At 63.9% G+C, this 21982-nt stretch carries 21 protein-coding genes; 8 read left to right on the top strand and 13 right to left on the bottom strand.

The features are described from left to right. Positions 1 to 2: 2 nt before the first annotated feature. The 8 genes from DFR48_RS12565 to DFR48_RS12530 all read right to left on the bottom strand — a co-directional run bounded on the left by DFR48_RS12565 (position 3) and on the right by DFR48_RS12530 (position 5728). Complete coding sequence (locus DFR48_RS12565; protein ID WP_114363487.1) at positions 3 to 638, bottom strand: CDP-alcohol phosphatidyltransferase family protein; 636 nt, start codon at positions 636 to 638, stop codon at positions 3 to 5. After that, positions 635 to 2794 carry an FAD-dependent oxidoreductase gene (locus DFR48_RS12560; RefSeq protein WP_210205989.1) on the bottom strand — a complete coding sequence of 720 codons (2160 nt, stop codon included), beginning with the start codon at positions 2792 to 2794 and terminating at the stop codon, positions 635 to 637. Before DFR48_RS12560 ends, DFR48_RS12565 begins: the two co-directional genes overlap by 4 nt. Before the next feature lie 72 nt (positions 2795 to 2866). Beyond that, complete coding sequence (locus tag DFR48_RS12555) at positions 2867 to 3073, bottom strand: anti-sigma factor family protein (protein WP_114363485.1); 207 nt, start codon at positions 3071 to 3073, stop codon at positions 2867 to 2869. After that, positions 3067 to 3663, bottom strand: a complete 597-nt coding sequence (locus tag DFR48_RS12550) for an RNA polymerase factor sigma-70 (protein WP_114363571.1) — start codon at positions 3661 to 3663, stop codon at positions 3067 to 3069. The genes DFR48_RS12555 and DFR48_RS12550 overlap by 7 nt, the downstream gene beginning before the upstream one ends. Continuing rightward, positions 3663 to 3884: a nitrate/nitrite transporter NrtS gene (gene nrtS, locus DFR48_RS22390; RefSeq protein ID WP_114363484.1), complete on the bottom strand. Its 222-nt coding sequence runs from the start codon at positions 3882 to 3884 to the stop codon at positions 3663 to 3665. The genes DFR48_RS12550 and nrtS overlap by 1 nt, the downstream gene beginning before the upstream one ends. Before the next feature lie 19 nt (positions 3885 to 3903). Beyond that, positions 3904 to 5004 carry an FAD-dependent oxidoreductase gene (locus tag DFR48_RS12540; RefSeq protein WP_114363570.1) on the bottom strand — a complete coding sequence of 367 codons (1101 nt, stop codon included), beginning with the start codon at positions 5002 to 5004 and terminating at the stop codon, positions 3904 to 3906. Positions 5005 to 5008: 4 nt separating this feature from the next. Further along, positions 5009 to 5461, bottom strand: a complete 453-nt coding sequence (locus DFR48_RS12535; protein ID WP_114363483.1) for a hypothetical protein — start codon at positions 5459 to 5461, stop codon at positions 5009 to 5011. An 87-nt stretch (positions 5462 to 5548) separates the two neighbouring features. Then, the gene (locus DFR48_RS12530; RefSeq protein ID WP_114363482.1) at positions 5549 to 5728 is read right to left on the bottom strand and encodes a spore coat protein U domain-containing protein; all 180 of its coding nucleotides are present in this window, start codon (positions 5726 to 5728) and stop codon (positions 5549 to 5551) included. A gap of 201 nt (positions 5729 to 5929) precedes the next feature. Between DFR48_RS12530 and DFR48_RS12525 the strand changes: the two genes are divergently transcribed. Next, on the top strand, positions 5930 to 6376 hold the full coding sequence (locus DFR48_RS12525; RefSeq protein WP_147273536.1) for a hypothetical protein: 447 nt from the start codon (positions 5930 to 5932) through the stop codon (positions 6374 to 6376). Between the two features lie 19 nt (positions 6377 to 6395). After that, positions 6396 to 7136, top strand: a complete 741-nt coding sequence (locus DFR48_RS12520; protein WP_170141863.1) for a BON domain-containing protein — start codon at positions 6396 to 6398, stop codon at positions 7134 to 7136. Between the two features lie 195 nt (positions 7137 to 7331). Here DFR48_RS12520 and DFR48_RS12515 read toward each other — a convergent pair whose 3' ends face one another. Then, positions 7332 to 12860: a peptidoglycan-binding protein gene (locus DFR48_RS12515; protein WP_170141862.1), complete on the bottom strand. Its 5529-nt coding sequence runs from the start codon at positions 12858 to 12860 to the stop codon at positions 7332 to 7334. A 357-nt stretch (positions 12861 to 13217) separates the two neighbouring features. Here DFR48_RS12515 and nifB point away from each other — a divergent pair, with 357 nt between their 5' ends. The 6 genes from nifB to DFR48_RS12485 all read left to right on the top strand — a co-directional run bounded on the left by nifB (position 13218) and on the right by DFR48_RS12485 (position 17315). Beyond that, positions 13218 to 14699, top strand: a complete 1482-nt coding sequence (nifB, locus tag DFR48_RS12510; protein ID WP_114363478.1) for a nitrogenase cofactor biosynthesis protein NifB — start codon at positions 13218 to 13220, stop codon at positions 14697 to 14699. A 44-nt stretch (positions 14700 to 14743) separates the two neighbouring features. Beyond that, positions 14744 to 14938 carry a 4Fe-4S dicluster domain-containing protein gene (locus DFR48_RS12505; RefSeq protein WP_112691644.1) on the top strand — a complete coding sequence of 65 codons (195 nt, stop codon included), beginning with the start codon at positions 14744 to 14746 and terminating at the stop codon, positions 14936 to 14938. A gap of 110 nt (positions 14939 to 15048) precedes the next feature. Beyond that, the gene (locus DFR48_RS12500) at positions 15049 to 15828 is read left to right on the top strand and encodes a 4Fe4S-binding leucine-rich repeat protein (RefSeq protein WP_245415602.1); all 780 of its coding nucleotides are present in this window, start codon (positions 15049 to 15051) and stop codon (positions 15826 to 15828) included. 6 nt (positions 15829 to 15834) lie between these two features. After that, positions 15835 to 16146 carry a nitrogen fixation protein NifZ gene (locus tag DFR48_RS12495; RefSeq protein WP_114363477.1) on the top strand — a complete coding sequence of 104 codons (312 nt, stop codon included), beginning with the start codon at positions 15835 to 15837 and terminating at the stop codon, positions 16144 to 16146. Beyond that, positions 16143 to 16355 (top strand): putative nitrogen fixation protein NifT, encoded by a 213-nt coding sequence (nifT, locus tag DFR48_RS12490; protein WP_114363476.1) that lies wholly within the window; start codon positions 16143 to 16145, stop codon positions 16353 to 16355. Before DFR48_RS12495 ends, nifT begins: the two co-directional genes overlap by 4 nt. Before the next feature lie 30 nt (positions 16356 to 16385). After that, positions 16386 to 17315 (top strand): SIR2 family NAD-dependent protein deacylase, encoded by a 930-nt coding sequence (locus DFR48_RS12485; RefSeq protein ID WP_114363475.1) that lies wholly within the window; start codon positions 16386 to 16388, stop codon positions 17313 to 17315. Here the strand turns inward: DFR48_RS12485 and nifA are convergent. From nifA to DFR48_RS12465, 4 genes are all read right to left on the bottom strand, one after another. Next, positions 17302 to 19041: a nif-specific transcriptional activator NifA gene (gene nifA / locus DFR48_RS12480; protein ID WP_114363474.1), complete on the bottom strand. Its 1740-nt coding sequence runs from the start codon at positions 19039 to 19041 to the stop codon at positions 17302 to 17304. The two genes, DFR48_RS12485 and nifA, sit on opposite strands and share 14 nt — an antisense overlap. Before the next feature lie 149 nt (positions 19042 to 19190). Continuing rightward, positions 19191 to 19490 (bottom strand): ferredoxin family protein, encoded by a 300-nt coding sequence (locus tag DFR48_RS12475; RefSeq protein ID WP_112691649.1) that lies wholly within the window; start codon positions 19488 to 19490, stop codon positions 19191 to 19193. A 53-nt stretch (positions 19491 to 19543) separates the two neighbouring features. After that, positions 19544 to 20851 (bottom strand): FAD-dependent oxidoreductase, encoded by a 1308-nt coding sequence (locus DFR48_RS12470; RefSeq protein WP_114363473.1) that lies wholly within the window; start codon positions 20849 to 20851, stop codon positions 19544 to 19546. A 13-nt stretch (positions 20852 to 20864) separates the two neighbouring features. Beyond that, the gene (locus DFR48_RS12465; protein WP_114363472.1) at positions 20865 to 21974 is read right to left on the bottom strand and encodes an electron transfer flavoprotein subunit alpha/FixB family protein; all 1110 of its coding nucleotides are present in this window, start codon (positions 21972 to 21974) and stop codon (positions 20865 to 20867) included. Positions 21975 to 21982 lie beyond the last annotated feature (8 nt).

Genomic DNA, 21982 nt, shown 5'->3' with positions numbered 1-21982 from the left:
CGCTAAGTTCTTACATTCGCATCGATGTTTTTCTGCGCGAAGGCGACCCATCCCTGATGCCAACGGGTCACCGTCGTCATCAGGCACATCAGGGCGTAGAAAAATGCGATAAGCGGAAAATGATCTGGCCACAGACACATCGCGACGAAGACGGCGATCGTTTCCGCCCCCTCTGCAAGGCCGCCCAGATAATAGATCCCCTTTTGCGGGTAGTCCGCGGCCGTCAATCCGCGCTTCGCGGCGATGATGGCAAATGCGAGGAAGCTCGACCCCGTTCCCATGAACGACGCAACCAGGATTGCCGCGGGCAGGGCATTCACGGCCGGATCGGCGATCGCGAAGCCGACCGGCACCGCGGCGTAGAAGAAGAAGTCGAAGGCAATGTCGATGAACGCACCCCGGTCGGTCGGCCCGGCCGCCCGCGCAACCGCTCCGTCAAGGCCATCGAACAGTCGATTGAGCAAAATGACGAGAAGTGCCTCGCGGTACAGGTCGAATGCCAGGAGCGGAACGGCCGACAAGCCGATGGCGAAGCCCGAAAGGCTTATGGCGTCCGCATGAACTCCATGCTTGGCCACCTGGCTTGCGACCGGCTGCAAGATCCGTTTCTGCAGAGGCAGGACGTAGCGATCGATCATGCGCGCTCTCCGCGCCGATAGCGGTGGAAGGTTTCCAGAAACGATTGCACGCGGCGAGAGACGTGGGCGCGTCGCCACTCGCCGGCGACATACTTGTTGGCCTCGGCCAGGGTCGGGTAGGTGTGGATCGTGGACAGGATCTTGTTGAGGCCGAGCCCGTGCTTCATCGCCAGCACGAACTCCGCGAGAAGGTCGCCGGCATGTTCGCCGACGATGGTCACCCCGAGCAGAGTGTCCTTGCCGGGAACCGTCAGCACCTTGACGAAGCCGTGTGCCGTTCCATCGGCGATCGCCCGGTCGAGGTCATCGATGCCGTAGCGAGTCGCTTCGAAGGGAATGCCCTGTTCGCGGGCTTCTTGCTCGTTCAGGCCGACGCGGGCCACTTCCGGATCAAGGAATGTGGTCCACGGGATGACCCGGTAGTCGGCCTTGAACTTCTTGAACGTTCCAAACAGCGCGTTGACCGCGGCAAACCAGGCCTGGTGTCCCGCCGTATGCGTGAACTGATAGGGGCCCGCGACATCGCCGGCGGCCAGGATGTTCGGGTAGATCGTTTCCAGATAGGCGTTCGTCTCGACCGTCCGACCGACCGGTATTCCCAGTTCCTCGAGACCGAAGCCTTTCAGGCGGGGTGACCTGCCGACCGCGCAGATCAGTTCATCGAATGCAATCCGCTCCCGCTCGTCATCCTTCTCGACGATGATAGCCCTTTCACCGTCATGGACTTCGCAGGAAAGCGCTCTGTGCCCCGTGAGAACACGAACGCCATCGTTCTGCAGTGCCTCGAGTGCATAGTGCGATACGTCGTCGTCCTCGCGGACGAGCAGTCTCGGCGCCATTTCGATTTGTGTCACGCTGGACCCGAGTCGGGCGAAGCTCTGGGCGAGCTCGCAGCCGATGGGACCTCCACCCAGGACCACCAGCCGTTCTGGCGGGACGTCGAGGTCGGCAAATCGTTCCCACAAGGTATCGGAGGTCAGGTAGCCGACCTCGTCGATGCCCGGGAGCGGCGGGACGAATGGACTGGCGCCGGTTGCAATGATGATGGCTCGGGTCGTGAGCGTCCGGACCTTGCCGTCCGGGAGGGTGATCTCGACGGTCCATGGATCCTTGATGCGTGCATGACCCCGCAGCACCTCGACGCCGAGCCCTTCGTATCGCTCGACGCTGTCGTGGGGTGCGACTTCCGCGACGACATCGTGAATTCGCTGCATGACGCGGCGAAAGGAAAAGGCCGGTTCGGTGGCGAACAGACCATAGCGATCTGCCTTACGTATCTGCTGGGCAAGCTTGGCGCTTCTGATCAGGGCCTTGCTCGGCACGCAGCCGTAGTTCAGGCAGTCGCCGCCCATCTTATGGGCTTCGACGAGCGCTACCCTGGCCTTGACGGCTGCAGCGATATAGGCGCTGACGAGGCCGGCGGCCCCTGCGCCGATGACGATCAGATTGCGATCGAAGCTGTGGGGTTTGCGCCACCGGCCATAGACCTTGCGTTGCTTCCAAAAGGCGAGCATCCGCCTAGCGATCCAGGGAAAGACGCCGATCAGGGCGAACGAGGCGAGGATGCCCGGCGACAGGACATCACGGGCATTGTCGATTTGCGCCAATTGTGTTCCCGCGTTCACATACACGGCGGTCGCCGGCAGCATGCCCAGCTGGCTGACCCAGTAGAAGGTCCGGGCACGAACGGGGGTCAGGCCCATGACCAGGTTCACGACAAAGAAGGGGAACACGGGAATGAGGCGCAGCGTGAACAGATAGAATGCACCGTCCTTCTTGAGGCCATCGTTGAACGGTGCAAGACGCGAACCGTAGCGTCGCTGCACGACATCGTGGAGAAGAAGCCTGGACACAAGAAAGGCGAGGAGAGCACCGAGGCTCGAGGCAAAAGAGACGATCAGCAATCCGCCCCAGAAACCGAAAAGCGCACCGCCGGCCAAGGTCATCAACGTGCCGGCAGGTACGGAAAACGCAGCAACGGCGACATAGATGCCGAAGTACAGAAGGACCGAGGTCAGCGGCTTGTCTTCGACCGTCGCGGTGAGGAAGGCCATATTCGCCTTCAGCTCGGGCAGGGAGGGGATGTGTTCCCTGCCATATACGTAGACGATGCCCGTGACGATCCCTATGAGGGCGACAGTAATTGCGCGTTTCAAGTTCCACCCCGGAGAAAGAGCCTTCATGCCCTTTCGTCGTGGAACCGGGCGTAATCTTACAGCCGGCCGAACTCAGTCCTGCTTTTTCGGGCTTTCACCCTGCCCGGCTCCGGAGCAGTAGAAACGGGACATTTGCCGCAGGTCGCGAACCTGAGACGTGAAGTTGCGACAGCCGGAACACATGGCAATATGCGCGTTCAGTTTGAGACGCTCCATCATCGTCAGTTTGCGTTCCATCGCCTGCGAGGCGAGCCCGGTTGCCGTCCAGCAGTTCAGCATTCGGCGGTCTCCTTTGCGAACCAGTGGCTTTCAAGGCAACCGCGCAGGCGGAGCCTTGCCCTGTGAAGCAGGACATTGAGGTTCGAAACCGTAATGTCGGCTTCGGCGCATATTTCCGTCGTCGCCATGTCGAGGAATTCGCGCATCATGAAAATACGACCCTGCTGGGCGGGCAGGTGATTGAGGCAAGCGTCGAACACGCGCCAGAACTCCTTGCCAAGCAGTTCATCTTCCGGGTTTCCCCAGTCCGTCGGCCGGTCCTCCGGTCGCCACATGCCGCGGCGATCGAAGAGCTCCGTTGTCTCTTCGTCGTCGGATTCAAAGTTCAGGAGGGGTTGGATTTCGGCTCGCCGTTGACGTTGCCGGATCATATCGACGATCTTGTTCTTCAGGATTGCGAAAACCCAGGTTCGCAAGGCGGAGCGACCGCCAAAGGATGTGGCATTGCGCAGTGCGCCGGTGAGTGCCTCCTGAACTGCGTCTTCGGCGGCGACCGGATCCGAAAGCTGCAGGGTCGCGAACTTCAGCATCTGGGCCCGAAGATTGTTGAGAAACGCAGGGTCGTCGAAAGTACCGGCAGTCAGGCTCATCATTCCCCCTTGCGCTTCATTGCGATCCGCACCGCACTGTACGTTGCGACACAATACGGCACTGCGTAGTTCAAGACTACGTGAGGCCACGACGGGGCGTCTCCGGACAATATGGTTCCCCCTTGATTGATGAGATTGAGGACCGTGCCGACAAAGAGCGAGATGCGAACCGAATTTGTCACGATGGGACGCTGCAAGGCCACAGTGAAGAATTTCTGCATGTTTGAGACCCTGCCTCGTTCAGCCTTGGCGGAAACGCTTGATGAAATTGCGATCGATCCGGTCTTTCCAGCGCCAGACCCATCCCCCGGCAGCTCCCAGGCCACCCCACGAGAGGATCGCCTTGTCCGGTCCCGACACCAGCAGGTAGAGGGACCGTCGTCTGGGCCTGTAGGGTCGAAGGGGTCGATCCTCTGCAGCCGCGATCAGGTTGTGTGCCAGTATCGGTCCGGCGCGCACCGCATGGATACCGGATCTCGTCGTGGCGTCGTCCAAGCGGGCAGACACGTCTCCTGCCGCAAAAACATTCCGATGCGATACGCTTCTGTGAAAGCTATCGACCGCGACAAAGCCGTTGTCGCTGAGACCAAGCCGTGATTGGGCCAGAAATGCCGACGGACGGGCCCCGGTTGCGGCGATCACGAAATCTGCCCTGACCAGCTCGCCGCTTGGCAAGACAACGCCGTTCTCGACCCCTGCAGCTCGCTCGCGCCGGACCCTGATCCCGGCGGCCTCGAGCGCCGACTGCATGCGTCGCCGGACCATGGGATTGTGGCCGGAAAGCAATCCGGAGTTACCCGTGACCAGTGTCACCGCGCATTTCCTTTCGGCCGCCGACAACGCTGTCTTCATGGCGATCGACAATTCGGCCCCGGCCGCTCCACCGCCCACGACCACGATGCGCGAGCTTCGGAGCGCTGTGAGCTGATTGTAGACCTTCCGCCACAGTTCACAAAACTGCTCGACCGGCTTCACGGTCAGCAATCGATCGGAGAGGCTCGCCAGCCATTCGACATTGGTCTCGCTGCCCGTATCGAGCGACAGAAGATCGTATTCGAGGTGTCGGCCATCTCCCAGACACAGGAGGTTCCGGTCCGCATTCATTGCGGTGACACGGTCCAGGATCATGTGCACACCGGCCCGGGATGCCAGAGGGCGCAGGTCCACGCGGCAATCATCGTCGCCGTATCTTCCCATGATCCAGCCGGGAAGCATGCCCGAATAGTATTGCCATCGAGAGGGCGTTACCAGCGTAACGTCGAGCGTGGCCTCACGCCGCTTCGCCAGCGCTTCCAGCACGATCAGATGGGCATGCCCGCCGCCGACAAGAACCAGGCGCATGGTGTCAGCCAAAGTGCCTGACAAGGAGGGTCCGGGCCGCGCTGCTTCGTGCGGCGTCGGCAAGATCGTCCTTCGATACGTAGAGGAACGTTTTGCCGCCGCCAAGGAAGGGCGAACCAGTCCCCTGATCCGCGCCGAGAACGGCTCCCGCGATGCCGAGGCCCTGAAGCAGGCGTTCAATCTCCGGCCTGATCTGCGAATAGGGGCGGAGTGCTGCAAACAGGATCGGCAGGGACGGATTTGCCTGCCGGACGATCTTGACAACGTCGGCGGCACTGGCGGCGATCGACGATGACACGGCGAGCGAAATGACTGCCCCGGCGCAGGCGCGCGCATGGCTGGCAAGATCATCGACGTGATCCGGTCGTTTGACCGAATATCCGCCCTGTTCCAGCCACGGCTTCATTTCACTGACAATGAAGGGATGGGGCCTCGCCAGCAATACCTGTCTGCTCATGCCTATTTCTCCCCAGGGATGGTCTCGTTGCTTCTCACAGGTCGTTTGTCGCGAGAGGTCGGCGTTTCTTACAGGCCGGTCAGCAAATCATGTGGCGGGGATCTTGCTTGCTGCGGTGTGAATGGGGGCGGAACTGCCCCAGGGCTGCGATCGGGCTGCGTCCTTGAACAGGCCATAGGTCACATGGCTGCCGGCGAGTGTCATCCGGCGTGCCGTGGGTCCGGTGCCGGCCGTACAGGTTGCGGCGACGTTGCCGCTGGCGTCCACCGCCGACTTTAATCCGGACGACGGAGAAGAAGGCGCTCGGGATCACCCGCACTGTTGACCGTCTGCAGCTTCACGGTGAGCGAGAACTAAAGTAGAGTTTATTGATATGCGTCATGGAAGCAGGGGTGCTTCGAGGAGAACATGAAACATATCGGAGATCCGATTGCACAGATCGAAACCTGACACTTCGGAGCGATGGCGATGGAATACGAACTCGACCTGGACGCGGCGCATGTCGTCGAATGGCTGAAGCGGGAGCTTGCATCGGGCGGGAGGTCCCGATTCGAGATAGATGCGAGCAAGGTGTTTTTCACGGACGATGCCGGCGGTCAGCTCGAGGCGATCGCGGAGACTGACGACCTCCAAGCCCTTTCCACCGTCGGGATTCTGGAAGTGAAGCCATTGGTGGACAGCGGCGGACACTGGCTGCTGCGGATCAGGATTGAAGACGTCCTGGGGAGCGGCCTACCCGAGGGAGGAACGGTATCCGACGAGCCGGAGGAGATGACTCTCCAGGGTTTCGAAGAGGATTTCGTGAAACCTGATCGGGGAACGGCCCAGGTGACGGTCGAGCTGGAGACCGATCAGGACCGGCAGAAGTTCGAACGGTTTCTGAGCGATGTTCAGACGGACAGACATGCATCTTGACGAGGTTATGGAGGGTCTCATGTTCGGTCTCGAGCCGGAAAGGATACGCGCGATCGTCGACGAGCTGCGTGGGCGGCTGTCGGCGGAAAGCCGCCTCGGGAGCCGGTTCAAGGCCGATGGCCTTTCGCTGGAAGGCGACGGAACGCTGATCTTCGAAGCGGAAGTGGATGGTGTCGCCCAGAAGAAGCTTGCGCTTGAGATTGCTGCAGCGATGCCCGACGTCGTCGCCATCGTCGACCGCGTCCGAGTGAAGCCGGCATCGCCCATGGGAGACGCGGAAATTCGCGCCCGTCTGCGGCGCGAATACGCGGAAGATCCGGCTCTTGCGAGTCTGAATGTCGAGGAGATCAGGGGGGGCCACCGCGAGACGATTTCGAGATCGCCGGATGCCCATGGCGACGTCGACTACGAGGTCGTCGACGGGGTTGTCACGTTGAACGGAGCCGTTCCAGGCCTGACCGTCAAGCGCTACATCGGCCTGCTCGCGTGGTGGGTGCCGGGATCGCGTGACGTCATAAACGGAGTTGTTGCCGGGGACGACGACGAGGACAGCGCCGACAGGATTGCTGAGGCGATCCGGCTTGCATTGGAAAAGGACCCCTACATCGATGCGGCGCAGGTCAAGATCGGCGTTCGCAACCGGACCGTCCGCCTCACCGGCTATTTGCCGAGCGACGACCAACGGCGCATGGCGGAGAATGACGCCTGGTACACATTCGGCGTCGACGAAGTCGTGAACGAGATCGAAGTCGGACCGTAGATTACCCTGCCGATTGCCATTTTGTCTCGGCGTCTCCGCGCGAGGGCGGAAACGCGACATCGTCGGGACTGGGCGAAGTTCGGCGTGGCACCCTTCGTCCCTGTTTGCGAGCGAGCAAACGGCGGATGGCAAGCTCCAGAATCCAGAACCGGCGGGATGCCCCGAAGGAAAATCGGGGACATCCCGGACCGGCATCTATTGCACCGGTGGCAGTATCCGCAGCAGCGGCGGGATCGTCTCGCGGGGTTTCGGAGTCGTCTGGCCCGGAACCGGCTCCACCGGCAGCAGGAGCGGTACACAGCGCTCGCGTCGGGCATCCCAGCGCGTGTTGCGGGGGCAGACGCAGGCCTGTTGCTTGGCGCTCCAGGTCCGGCCACCCGTGCAGGCCGGGGGCTTGGTGGTCGGCGGCACGACGATGTCGCCGGGCCGCCCGCAGGTCAGGCTTCCGACCTGCCTGATCTGCCAGCCTTGCCGGGAGAGGGACGCTGCACGGTTCGGGTCGATCTGCTTCCACCCGCGCGGGCAGCTTTCGGTCGTCGCCGGCGGGCGGGCACAATAGAGCACCTGGTCGCCACTGCGGCGCACGACCACTTCGAAGCCCTCGGGTATCCGGCTGCGGCTCGGATAGGCCTTGTAACCGGTCGGGCAGACGAGTTGCGGCGGGCGGGCGCAGTAGAGAACTTGCCCGCCGCTGCGGCGCGCGACCACCTCCCAGCCCTTCGGTATCCGGTTCTGGTTCTGGAAGGCTTGATAACCGGACGGGCAGACAAGTTGTGGCGGACGGGCACAGTAGAGGACTTGCCCGCCGCTACGGCGCGCGACCACCTCCCAACCCTTCGGTATGCGGTTCTGGCTCTGGAAGGCCTGATAGCCCGACGGGCAAACGACCGGTTGCGGGCGGGCGCAGAAGAGCACCTGACCGCCACGTTCCCGACGCACCACCTCAAAGTTCGGCGGGATCTGGTCCTTGTCGCGATAGGCCGTGTAGCCGGAGGGGCATGTGAGCGGCGGAGGAGCGACGCCGCACAGGATCGTCCGTCCGCCGCGGCTGACCGCCGTGATCCTCCAGCCCTGGGCGCGCAGGGCGTCGGCGCGGGCAGGGTCCACCGGCGTCTGGCCTGCCTTGCAGACCGGCGGCGGCACGACGGGCTCACGAACGACGACTGTGGCGCAGGCGCTGTCGTTTGCCGCGTTGGCGTCTCCCTCGCCCCAGGAGGCGAAGAGCCGGCGAACGAGTGCCGTGTCGATCTGGCCCGTCGCAGGCAATCCGGCGCTTCTCTGGTAGTCGGCAATCGCCTTGCGCGTCCTGCTGCCGGCCTGCCCGTCGACGTCCCCCGCGGCAAGCCCGAGCTGGTTCAACGCCTGCTGGACTGCCATGACGAGGGCCGTCTCGTTCCATTCGAGACGGGCGCAATTGCGCGCTGATCCCGAACCGGTGCGGACCGGCTCGAGTGTCAGGGCGAGCGTGCGCGACTCTCCCGGCCTCAGCGTCGTGCGCGGGTAACTGCAGAGGAATGTCCCGCGGCTTTCCCGGCACGTCCAGGGCGAAGGCTCGAAACTTGCGAGCCTCGCACTTCCGGGCGTGAAGACGTCGCTGACCCTGAGCGGCCCGACATAGGTCGTGCGGCTGGCATTGGTGACGGTGACCAGGAAGTCGCATGGCGAGCCGGCGACACAGGTATCGCGACCAGCCGACTTGGTGACTGCGAGATCCGCAGCCGCGACATTTGCCGGCGGTGGAGATGTCGGCGGCGTCGGGGGTGGGGTCGTCGGCTCCTGCGGCTGCAGGATCGTGATCGTGCTGGTGTGGCGATCGTTCTCCGGCTTGCCGTCCTTCACCTGCATGTCGGGCCACAGCATCTCCTTGCGGTGGACGATGCGGCGGTGGGGGAAATCGGCCGGAATGTCGAGCGTGAGGTGAATGTCCGCCGCAGCACCCGGCTTCAGGACCATCTCCCTGCTGTCGCATTCATAACGTCCGGTCCCCGTCACCCGGCAAGTGAGACCGGAGGTCCGGCTCTCGATGCTGCTGATCGTGACACCGGGATCGAGCGTGCCGCGCAGGCCGGCGGCACCCTTGAACAGCCTTCCGCCGCGGTTCTCGATCCTGACGTCGATCGGGCAGGACGTTCCGAGCTCGCAGGTCGTCGCGCCCCAGGGCGCGAGATCGGCGGCAAGCACCGGCACGGTGACGCAGGCCGGTCCGTCATTGGCGGCGTTGTCGTCGCCGGTGTAGATCGATCCGATGTACCAGTCCGGCGGTGGCGCGTCCCAGTTCATCGCGGCACAGTTCTCGACAACGTCGCCGGCGACGGGATCTGGCAGGCGAACATGCAGAGCCGTTTCCTGCGTCGCACCGGGTGGCAGGACGCCGCCTGTCACGCAGGTCAAGCTGCCCGGCATCGCGCTGTTGCAGGTGAAGACACCGGTGACACCCTCGAGCGTTGATCCCGCGGGCATCTCGTCGGTGAAGGTCATTAGCCCGGCAAAGGGCGCAGGTCCGTGGTTGGTGACGCCGATCGCAAAGTCACAGGCGCCGCCCTCATAGCACTCGGCCGGGCCGGTCTTGGCGATTTCCAGATCGAAGCCTTCGTCGGCCAGTGTCGGGACGCATGTCGCGTCGCTTTTCTCCGGAGCGCCGGTCGCCGGGTTGTCGTTCGGAGGCATGCCCGGTGCTGCCCAGTCGAAGGTGATGCAGTTGAACATCGGGTCGGCGGGTGCGGGGTTCGGGATTGCGACCGTCAGCGTGAGGCTTCGCGTATCTCCCGGATGGAGCGTGTGCGGACCGCCGTTCAAGGTGCAGTTGATCGGGGGACCGGCAACGCAAGTCCACTCGGGATTCGCTGAAACCAGTGTAACGCCTGGCTCCGTCGTATCTTCGACGACCACCTGGCCGGTGTAATCGTCCGGCCCGCTGTTGGCGACGGTGATGTGATAGGTGCAGTTGCCGCCCGTATTGCAGTGGGCCGGTCCCTGCTTGGTGAGGGAAAGATCGAAGAACCCCGCGCTGTCGAGCACGTTCACGGTGAAACAGGCAAGGTCGGGGTGGACGTCTGCGGCGCCGTCATTCGCGGTCATGGCGCCCCAGTTGATCTCGGCGCAGTTCTCGATCGTGCCGCCTGCGATGCCGTCCGGCAGCTTCATCTGGACGAAGATGGGCACGATTCCACCGACAGGAAGGGTCATGTCGGGTGTCTGGCAGAGAATATCGCTGCCGCTCGGAGCGCAGGTGACCGTGCCCGGATCGAGGCCGGCGGCGACGAACGTCGCCCCGGCCGGCAGCGGGTCGCGGACGGCGAGCACGCCGTCGAATTCACCCGGACCGTGGTTGACGACCTGGACCATGAAGGCGCAGTCGGCATTCTCGACGCAATTGACCGGTCCATCCTTGGTGATGCCAAGGTCGAAGCCGTCGGTCACCGGCGTGTCGACGCAGTCCTCGTCATTGCCGTCCCCCGGTCCGTCATCCGTCCCCATCTCGAACCAGTCGATGGCGGCACAGTTGTGCACTGTCGGGCCGGGGATGTCGGCCGGCAGCAGCAGGTTGACCTCGATAGCCGCGGTGGCGCCGGGCGCCAGCAGCGCGAAGGCATTGGTGATGCAGGAGAAGGCCCCCCCAGCGGGCGTGCAGTTCCAGCCAGGCGAGGTCGAGGCAAGCGTTGCGCCCGCCGGCATGGTGTCCGTGATCGCCAGCGGGCCGATGTAGGCGATCGTCCCGAGATTGCGGATCGTCACCGTGTAGGTGCATTCGACGCCTTCCTGGCATTCGGCGGGTCCCGTCTTGCGGATCGCCAGATCGGTCTCGATCGGCCAGGGCGGCGGCGGGAACCAGCCGTCCTCGGGCGGCGGGGCGGGCAGCCAGCCTTCCGGCGGCAGACCTTCCGGCCACGCGGAAGTGATCTCTTCTTCGGTTGTTACGGCAGGCGGCGCGGTCCCTTCGCTCACGGCTTCGCCCGCGCCCGGCGGCGGCTGGAAGACCGCGACGTCGCCCACTCTTGTCGCATCGTTGCGCTGCAGGTCCGCTGCAATGGCATTACCGGCGGCGTCGGTGTTGATGTCTGCATCGACCATGAAGGAACCGTCTGGGCCCTCCGGCGGAGAGGCGGGACCCGGCGACGGATAGGGCTGGAAGGCGGTGACCGGCTCGAAGGCCTCATAGGGCTGGGAAGAGCGGCCCTCGATGCCGGTCACCTGAGAGGAGTCGGTGTGTTCGCCGACGCTGCCGTCGAGGCAGAGCCCGCGTGGCGAGCAAAGGCCGTCTCCGCTCATCCAGACGAAGCCGTCGGGCTGGGCCTGGTCTGTCTGCCAATTCGAGCCGTAGCCGGGCCCGAAGGACACGCCGCCAGCGGCGTTCGCGCGTATATAGGGCGGGCCGTCCTCGCTGCGATCGTAGTAGCCGACGTCGTAGCGTCCGGCTCCGCGCCAGGAACCTGCCTCAGTCAGCTCGTAGCGCAGGACGCGCGACTCATGCGGATAGGCGAAGGCATCGTCGGCGGCGAGGCCGAGATTGCGCATGCCGCCGCGTTCGGCAACAAGCATCACGGCCTGATCGCCAACGGCCGGGAAGGCGATGTCGGAAACCGGGTGGCTGCGGCCCGCCCGGGCGATGGCTTCCGGCGAGCGGAAGAAATCGGGCAGGAAGAACTCGCGGCGCACGCTGCCGCTGTCGAAACTGCCATCGGCGGCGATGCCGACCGACCAGATCGCATTGCGTCGGTCGTCGTCTTCGGCGGCGGCATAGTCGGGGTTACCGAAGCCCTGGCTTCCCCACACTGCGTAGTAGAGCCGCGCGGAACCTGTCCCCGGCTCCATGCGGACGCCGAGGCCCCAGATCCGGCGGCGGAAGTCGGCGAGATTCCAGCAGGAGGGCGTGCGGGAGAAGTCGCCGCTCGAGCAGTCGGAGATATGGGCCGAGGTGGCGGGGTCGAAGGAGACCTCCGGCAGCGAGCGGAATTCACCCGTCGCTACGTCGAGAAAGCCGGTACGCCCTGCGACGCCATGGTCGAAGGTGCCGAGATCGGCACCGTCGGTGAGGCGGAGGCGGTGGATCATGCCCGTCTCGAGGTCGGAAACGTAAAGCTGCCGGTTTTGCGGATCGAAGGCGATGTTGCCGAGCGCTGCTGCGGAGTTCGCGCGCCCGCTAAGAGTGATCTCGGCGAAGACCTGCGGTCGGTAGCCATTCGCGGCATCGAGTTTCCAGACGGTGCCGGGCCCGCCGCCTGCGCCCCACATGCCTGTCATCCAGCCGGAATTGTCGGCATTGCGGTGCAGGCCGAAGGCGGCCGTCGCGGTCAGGTAGATGTTTGGCGGTGTGGCATCGTCGAACGCCACACCGAACACCTGACCGATGTCGCCGGCAGTGACGACCCCGCGCTGGCTCTCGTTGAACCAGTGTGCGCCGATCGGCGGGCCGCCTGGTTGTCGCAGGTCGAGGATGCTGGCCGAGGCCCCGTTCGTGTCGATGATCCGGCGGCCGGCGTCATCGACGGTTCCGGAGAAGCGTGTGACGACAGCTTCCCCCGGCTGCAATGCTTCCTGAGCGGCGACATGAGATGTCGTCAGGCCGGCGGAACTGATCGCGAGCGTCGCGATGAAACGAAGGGCATGCCGCCATGGCGAAATCCGGCGAACACGCGCTGAAGTGCACGGATCGGGGTGGGGACGCTCATGGAAATTTTCAGGACGATACCCGTCCTTTGCGCGGGATGCCGTCTTCGGTACCATCTGCCATTCCTCCCTCTGGCACATGCGTGAGCGTCAGCTTTGCCGGCTCTCGTGTCCCGGCTGCATCTGTAGAAGATCGTGTTCCCTGACGTCCCTCGCTTTCGCAATTGCTAAAATATATCGGATGGTTGTCTGCGACGTTTTGATGCAAGTCAACCGGGAACGCCGACATGTGCGGGTGGCGCCGCTTGTTGTCCGGTTCGCCACGTTTTGTCGGCCATCCGACAAGATCGTCGTCAAGCAGACGGATGCGGAAAGGGGGGTGATCTTTCAAGCTATTGAAATTCAATTGGGAAATATCCTGGCACGGCACTTGCGTCGTATTGCTCGTCGAAAACAGAGCGCACGGAGCAAACGATGTCCGCACCCATCATCTCCCTGGAAAGCCTCGCCTCCGCCTCCTCCATGGAGGCTCTGCTCGCCAAGGCCGCCTCCGGCGGTTGCTCATCGTCGTCTTGTGGTTCCTCGGCGAAGCCCGACGACATGGATCCGGCCGTATGGGAGAAGATCAAGGACCATCCGTGCTATTCGGAGGAAGCGCACCACTATTTTGCCCGCATGCATGTGGCGGTGGCGCCCGCCTGCAATATCCAGTGCAACTACTGCAATCGCAAATACGACTGTGCCAACGAGAGCCGGCCGGGCGTCGTTTCGGAGAAGCTGACGCCGGATCAGGCCCGTCGCAAGGTGATTGCCGTCGCGAACGAAGTGCCGCAGCTTTCCGTCCTGGGGATCGCCGGACCGGGCGATGCCTGCTACGACTGGAGGAAGACCCGGGCGACTTTCGAGGAGGTGTCGCGGGATATCCCCGACATCAAGCTCTGCATTTCGACGAACGGGCTGGCGCTGCCCGATCGTGTCGACGAGCTCGCCGAGATGAACGTCGATCACGTGACGATCACCATCAACATGGTCGATCCCGAGATCGGAACGAAGATCTATCCATGGATCTTCTACAGGAACCGCCGCTACACCGGCCTCGAGGCGTCCCAGATCCTGCACGAGAGGCAGATGCTCGGACTGGAAATGCTGACCGCCCGCGGCATCCTGACCAAGATCAATTCGGTCATGATCCCGGGGGTCAACGACGAGCACCTCATCGAGGTGAACAAATGGGTCAAGGAACGCGGCGCCTTCCTCCACAATGTCATGCCACTCATTTCCGATCCGGCGCACGGCACGCATTTCGGGCTCACCGGACAGCGGGGACCGAAGGCCATGGAGCTGAAAGCCCTGCAGGACAAGCTCGAAGGCGGGGCGAAGCTCATGCGCCACTGCCGTCAGTGTCGGGCCGACGCGGTCGGCCTGCTCGGCGAAGACCGCGGCCAGGAATTCACCCTCGACCAGATCCCCGAGGAAGTTACCTATGATCCTTCCACGCGCGAGACCTACCGCGAGGTGGTGGCGCGTGAGCGGGGCGATCACGTTGCCGCCAAGCAGGCGGCCCTCAGCACGGTCGCGGAGACCGAGGCCACCGGCGCCCTGCTGGTCGCCGTGGCAACCAAGGGCGGCGGCCGTGTCAACGAACATTTCGGCCATGCCAGGGAGTTCCAGGTTTACGAGGCGTCGCCGAAAGGCATCGTCTTCGTCGGGCACCGCAAGGTCGACCAGTATTGCATGGGAGGCTTCGGTGAGGACGCGACGCTCGACGGCGTCATCGAAGCGCTGGAGGGGATCGACGTCGTGCTTTGCGCCAAGATCGGCGATTGCCCGAAGGACAGCCTCAGCACCGCCGGCATCCGCGCCACCGATGCCTACGGGTATGACTATATCGAGACCGCGATCGCCGCGCTCTACGCCGCCGAATTTGGCCTGGAGCTTCTCGCCGAGAGTGCCTGACCTTTTGAAATCCGTGACCGAAGCAGCCGACAGGAGAGTCGAAAATGGCCTTCAAGATTATCGCATCGCAGTGCACCCAGTGTTCCGCCTGTGAGTTCGAGTGCCCGACCGGGGCAATCAAGTTCAAGGGCGAGACCTATGTCATCGACCCGAACAAGTGCACCGAATGCGAGGGATATTTCGAGACCCAGCAATGCGCCGCGATCTGTCCGGTGCCGAAGACCTGCGTTCCGGCCTGATGCCCGTCAGGTGGGAAACACGGCCGTCGCCCAGGGACCTTGACTCCCCGTGGAGACGGCCGGGCTTCCGTTTCCGGTCGGGTCCCGCCCGGCAAGCCCGGAGAGACTGTATGGACAAGAGTGGGCTTCAGCCGATGGAGGATGACGACGCGCCGCCGGCGATCGACTGGCTCGGTAACCCGGTTTCGTGCCGCGACTGTCCGCACGAGGAAAACCGTGTCTCCGGTCTTTGCGATCTCGGTCGCGCCTGTGTCAGGGATTTGCGCGCGCGCCGGATCGACCGCTTCTTCTCGATCAATCCGGGCCTCGCAGACAGCTACCTCGATCATCCGTTCTTCGAGGTGCGCAGCATTGCCGCCCGCTATGCGTCGCCGTTCAGGCTGCTGCCCCTTCTCTCCGATGTCGAGCCCGACGTGCGTGCCATGGCCGCGATCAGGCTGCCGGCGACCCGCGTGCTCGCCTTGCGGTCGGACCCGGATCGCCGGGTGCGGATCGCGCTCGCCCGCCGGCTCGCGGGAGAAGAGCTGGTGCCGCTGCTCGGCGATCCCGACTACCAGGTGAGACTGAGCGCAGCCCGTTCGGCAAACGAGGCCCTGCTCGTCGGTCTTGTCGACGATCCCGAGCCCGACATCCGCCGTGAGGCGGCCCGCCGGGTACCGCTCATGCATCTGCCCGCGCTCGTTGCCGATCCGGAGCCGCTGGTGCGGATCGAGGTCGCCCGAAGGCTGGAGCCGGCGCGGCTTCATCTTCTGGCCGCCGACCCGGATTTTCGCGTGCGCTATGCGGTTGCCGAGCGGATCGCTGTCAATGAGCTCCCTCCGTTCCTCGAGGACGAGGACGAGGCCGTGCGGGAACTCGCACGGGAGAGGACGAAAGACGGGAAAGGATAGGGCTCCATGGGTCTTGGGCGTGAAGAGGAGATCGAAATCCGAAGGGCGCCGGTGTTCCGGCCCGGAGAGCGGGTGCGGGCCACCCGGCATGTGCGCAACGACGGCACCTATCCCGGCAAGGACATCGGCGAAAACCTCGTCCGCAAGGGGGATGTCGGCTACGTCCGCGACATCGGCACCTTCCTGCAGCAGTTCTACATCTACTCGGTCGAGTGGGTGGACAGGGGTACCCTGGTCGGCATGCGGGCGCGGGAGCTTGCCAGCCTCGACCGTTCCGAAATTCTGGAAGCTGGCAGCATCGGGAGAGACGAAAGATGAAGGTCATGATCCGCAAGTCCGAGCGCGGCTTTTCCGCCTATGTGCCGAAGAAGGATCTCGAGGAGCCGATCGTGCGGGCGGAGACGGAGGACCTCTGGGGCGGCGTCGTCACGCTGAAGAACGGCTGGCGTCTCGATCTTCCGCCGATGCCGGCCGATACCCGGCTGCCGATCACCGTCGAGGCGCGCAAGCTCGGAGACGACGAATAACGGAACCCGCGAAGACAAAGGATCGATGCCATGAACGCGATATTGCACGAGGACTTCCTGTTCGTTGTGTCGGAGGAGGCCGCGGAAAAGGCGCTTCTCGATGTCGGGCAAGGCCTGAGGCGCGGCGTGCTTGCACCCTTTCTTGGACCGGGCCTTGTCGCGCTGCAAGCCGGAGAACGGCGCGTGCCGGCGGCGCCGGAAGAGGTCGCGGCAGCGCTCCATTTGCGGGCACCGGCACCTTCGCGCATCCGCACCAACATGTGGTCGGTCGCCCAGCATATCGAGCAGCGCAGGCACAGGAACACGCTGAAGGCGTGGATGGCCGAGATCTTTTCCGCCGAACCGCAGCCGGCGGCGCTGCACCGCTGGCTGGCGGGGCTCGCCCTGCCGCTCATCGTCGACAGCTGGTATGACGGCGCCATGCGGGCCGCACTCGTGGAGAGCGGTCGGACGGATTTCGCCAGTATCCAGGGGATCACCCGCGCCGGCGAGGTTCGGGACATCTGGACGCGGATCTACGGCGCTGACGGCAATGCGACCGACGATCCCGCCGCTTCCACAGCGGCCACGATCCTTTACGAACCCCACGGTTCGGCACGTCCCGCGGGCAATTTCCTCGTGGCGGATTCCGACTATGTCGAGGTTCTGACTGAGATCGACATCCAGACGCCGATCCCCGAAGTTGTCCGGGACCGCCGCGGTTCTCTCGGGTTTGTCTTTCTCGGCTGCCGCTTCGACGACCAGATGCTGCGCACCTATGCGCGCCAGATCATCAAGCGGTCGAAGGGGCCGCACTATGCCGTGATGAGCGGAGCCGAATTGACGAGGAACGAGCGCCGGTTTCTCATTGCGAACGGCATCACCCTCATCGACATGCCCTTGTCGGATGCGATCAATCTCGTCATCGGCGCCGAGCCCGCGCCCGAACCTTCGGACGGCGGGGCGCTCAGAACTTCTTGACCGGGATGTCGTGGCGTCGCAGCGCGTAACCAACCTGCCGCGGCGTCAGGCCGAGAATGCGGGCCGCTTTCGCCTGCACCCAGCCTGAACGGTCCATCGCCTCGATCAGACGCTCGCGTTCGGTCAGCCGACCGCCGTTCGCCGCATGGTTCACGATGTCCGGGTCACTGTCGCCGCCATCGTATGCGGCGGCGGGTCTCACCGGGGGAACGGTCGGTATTGGCGTGCCGGCCGGCAGGATGTGCCCGCTCGCGAGCATGTCGATCGCATTGTGCGGAACCTTGCCGTTGCCCTTCCAGAGGAGGGCGGAAAGACATTGGCCGCTGCTGCACGCGAAGTCGTTCGGTCCGATGACCTCGGCCCGGGTCAACGTCGCCGTCCGCTGCACGCAGTTCTCCAGCTCCCGCACATTGCCGGGGAAGTAGCACCGGGAGATGAGGTCGAGCGACATCTTGCTGAAGCTGAGGCGCCGGCTGTTCTGACGATTGAAGCGGCGGAGGAATTCCTCTGCAAGGCGCGGGATGTCGCCCGGCCTTTCCCGGAGCGGCGGCAGGGTCACCGGCACGACGCTGATGCGGTAATAGAGATCGGCCCGAAACTCGCCCTTGCGGACGGCATCTTCCAGGTCGCGGTTGGTTGCGCAGATCAGTCGCACGTCCACCTTCAGCGTCTTGTTGCCGCCGACGCGTTCGAACTCACCTTCCTGCAGCACGCGCAGCAGCTTCGCCTGGAAGGCGGCGGAAATCTCGCCGATCTCATCGAGCAGCAGCGTGCCGCCATGGGCAAGCTCGAACCGCCCGACCCGTTGGTTGGTCGCCCCGGTGAAGGCACCCTTCTCGTGTCCGAAAAGCTCCGACTCGAGCACGGTTTCGGGAAGGGCCGCGCAGTTGAGCTTGACGAAGGGCTTGTCGTGCCGCGGCGAAAGATCATGGATGGTTTGCGCAAACAGTTCCTTGCCGGTGCCGCTCTCGCCGCGCAGGAGAACGGTGGAATTGGTCCTGGCGACGATGTTGATGGTGTCGAGCACGTTCTTGACAGACGGGCTTTCGCCGACGATGTGGCTGTTCTTGGCGTTCGAACGGCGCGGCCATGTCTCTGCGCCGTCGCCGAAGGCCTTCTCGATCCGACGCTGCTCGTCGATCAGCCGTTGCCGGTCCTCGCTGAGGATCCGGTGAAGGCGGATCGTCTGCCCGGCGAGATTGGCGACCATGGTGAGAAAACGCATGTCGTCATCGAGGGTGAAATCGGTACCGTCCTTGCCTGAGCGATCGATCGACAGCGTTCCGAGAACGGTGTGATTGGCCTTGACCGGGACGCCGATGAGACACACTCCCGGCTCACCCTCCTCGGCAAAGAGCTCGGACTTGCTCGTATCGGCAATGACCAGCGGGGTCGCCGTCGCTACGATCTGGTCGATGACCGCCTGCGGGATCGGCATGAAATGGCTCTCGTCCGGTTTGTGAAAGTAGCCGGCGGTAGCGATAATCTCGGGCAGGCCGCCGTCGTCGAGAACGATCAGGGCACCATGCCGCATCTGCAGGAAGGAGGAGAGGATGTTGACGACGTTGGCGAGCGTGATCTCCAGTCGGGCGGGCTCGGCGAGCACCTTGGAGATTTCGTAGATGCCGCTCAGGGAAATGGTGGCGCGGCGGCTCGATCGAATGGCAGCGTCCGACGGGCCGGATTCCCTGCCGGGCGGACTGACATGTTCGACATAGCGGTTCATCTGAAGACCTCTTGGACTATCCCAGGCCGGATTGTTCCAAGGGCAACCTCCCCAAACCGTCTTTTGTTATATGGCAAATCAGCTTACGCCGACGTCGCCCTTTGTCAATTCGGTTCGGAGCCGGCTCGCCCGTTTTCGGGGCGTGGACGTCAGCCGAACTTGAAGAGTACGCCGTAGCCGCCGCGCGGATAGTTCCATTCGATCTCGCCGGATGCCTCGCAGAGGACCCGGCAGGTGCCGCATTCCATGCAGCCGTCGGCGGTGATCTCCACCTGGCCCTTGTCGTTCTGCTCGTAGCACTTGGCAGGGCAGACCCTTGTCAGGGCCAAGAGACTCGGACTTGGCGTCTCATGCGGACGAACCGTGATGTGCGGCCGGCCGACGTCGACCAGATAGCGGTTCTGGAACAGCTTGTCCTCGACCCGGACGTTCTTGATGGCGATGGTCATGTCGGTATACCTCGTTGTCGGTTGTTGCGTCTCGCAAGCAGCCTTCGCGCCCGTCAGCGCCAGGCAAAGGCAAGTTTCACGGCGTCGGAGACCATGCCCCAGCGGCTGCGGCTCTTGACGAACTGGGCGACGGTCGCCCTCTCCTTGTCGATCTTCGGCGTGCCGTCGACGCGCAGGAAATTCTGCGCCGCCGTCGACATCAGCTGCGGATAGGTCATGAAGAAGTTGTGCGAATTGGTGTGCAGCAGGGCGGGCATGTCCTTGTGCTTCTTTAGGTCCTTCACCACGAACGAGTCATCCAGCATCTTCTTGTAGAGGCTCAGGTTTTCCGCCGTCATCGGATCGCGTCTGCTCCTCACCTGGAAGATCGCCTCCGCCGCGATCCGGCCGGAGGTCATGGCGAGGTTGGAGCCTTCGCGATGGACCGCATTGTTGAGCTGGGCGGCATCGCCGACCACGACCCAACCGTCGCCGAAGAGCTGCGGGATCGCCTTGTATCCACCCTCCGGGATCAGATGCGCGGCATATTCCTTGACTTCGGAGCCTGCCAGCAGGGGTTTCACAGAGGGATGGTTCTTGAATTCCTCCAGCAAGGCATAGGGGCTTTCCATGGTCTTGGCATAATCGGAGACCAGGCAGCCGACGCCGAGCGAGATCGATTCCCTGTTGGTGTAGAGGAAGGCCAGCCCCGTCATGCCCTGCGAAAACGTGCCGGCAGCTTCGATCACGCAGCCTTCATTGCCGGTCAGCCCGAAGCGCTGACAGATCACTTCCTCCGGCAGGAAGTGCATTTCCTTGACCGCCAGCGCCACCGTTTCCGGCTTCGGCATGTCGCGCAGGCCGGCGCGGGTTCCAAGCAGGCCGTTCACGCCTTCGGCGAGCACCACCACGTCGGCGAAGATCGCGCCACCCCGGCGGTCGGTGTGAACGCCGATCACCTTGCCGCTGGTATCGCGGGCAAGTTCGGTCACAGTCGTTTCGCACAGCACCGTCGCGCCGGCTTCCTTGACCTTGGAGGAAAACCACTTGTCGAACTGGGCGCGGATGATCGTGTAGCGGTTCGGCTTCTCCTCGTTGAAGTCGTTGGAGCGGTAGTGCATGCCGGTGTGCGAGCTGTCGTCCATCATCCAGAACCGCTGTTCGACGAGGTGCCGCTCGAGCGGCGCATCCTCCCGGAAGTCCGGAATGATCTTCTCCAGCATCGAGGCATACATGATCGCCCCCTGGACATTCTTCGAACCGGCATATTCGCCTCGCTCCAGCTGCAGCACCTTCAGCCCGCGGCTTGCCAGCGTATAGGCGGCGGCATTGCCGGACATGCCGGCCCCGATGACGATGGCATCGAATTTCTCCTCGATCATGGTCGCATCTCCGTCAGCTGGCGAGCTTGTCGCGGTTGTGGGGCGAGAGGCGGCGGATGAACGCCTCGGTGAGGGCAGGAAGAAGGCGTACCGCGTCGGTGACGATGCCGACATGGGCGAAGTCGAAGATCGGGGCATTGGGGTCTGTGTTGATCGCGACGATCAGGTCGGCGCCCTCGACGCCCACCCGGTGCTGGATCGCCCCGGAAATGCCGGCCGAAATATAGAGCTTCGGACGGATCGTCTTGCCGGTCTGGCCGATCTGGCGTTCGGACGGCATCCAGCCCTTCTGCACGACCGGCCGCGAGCAGCCGTATTCCGCGCCGAGCGTCGAGGCGAGGTTGCGGATCAGCTGAAAATTCTCGGCCGCACCGAGCCCGAGCCCGCCGGCCACGACAATGTCGGCATAGGCGAGGTTGACCTTGGCAGACTGGCTGTCGGGAATGAAGCTCAGCACCTTGGTCACGATGTCTTCCTCCACCATCGGCAGCCTGTGCTGGATGACGCGGCCGACGGGCCGGTCCTGGCGCTCGGGCATCGGCATGACACGAGGGCGGACGGTCGCCATCTGGGGGCGGAAGTTCAGCGTGTAGATGGTGCAGAGCAGAGAGCCGCCGAAGGTCGGGCGGGTGGCCGCGAGCGACTTGTCGTCATCGACGTCGAGTTCGGTGCAATCGGCCGTCAGTCCGGTCTTGAGCGTGGTGGCGACAGAGCCGGCCAGGTCGCGGCCAAGCGTGGTCGCGCCGAGCAGGAGGATCTCCGGCTGATAGGTGTTGACCAGGTCCGTCAGCGCCTTCGAATAGGGCTCGTTGCGATAGTCCTTGAGGACCGGGTCCTCGACCAGATAGACCATGTCGGCACCGTAGGCGAAGGCCTCTGCCACGGCATGCCAGGTCGCTTCTCCCGGCGGACCGATTACCGCGCCGGCCAGTTGCACGCCGAGCTTGTCGGCGAGCGTGCGGCCGCAGCCGAGGAGCTCGTAGGATACCGGATGCACCTGGCCGCGTTCCATTTCGATCGCCACCCAGACATGCTTGTAGGATTTGAAGTGCTCGGGCAGTTCCTTCTTCATGCCGGCGCGTCCGGCGGCGGGTGCTGCGGGTTTCTTGGCCTCTTCGGTCATGATGTCCT

The sequence above is a fragment of the Ciceribacter lividus genome, from assembly GCF_003337715.1.
GTDB classification, from domain to species: Bacteria; Pseudomonadota; Alphaproteobacteria; order Rhizobiales; family Rhizobiaceae; genus Allorhizobium; species Allorhizobium lividum.
The sequence above is the reverse complement of the archived record's forward strand: the minus strand, read 5'-3'. Positions and strand labels throughout refer to the sequence as shown.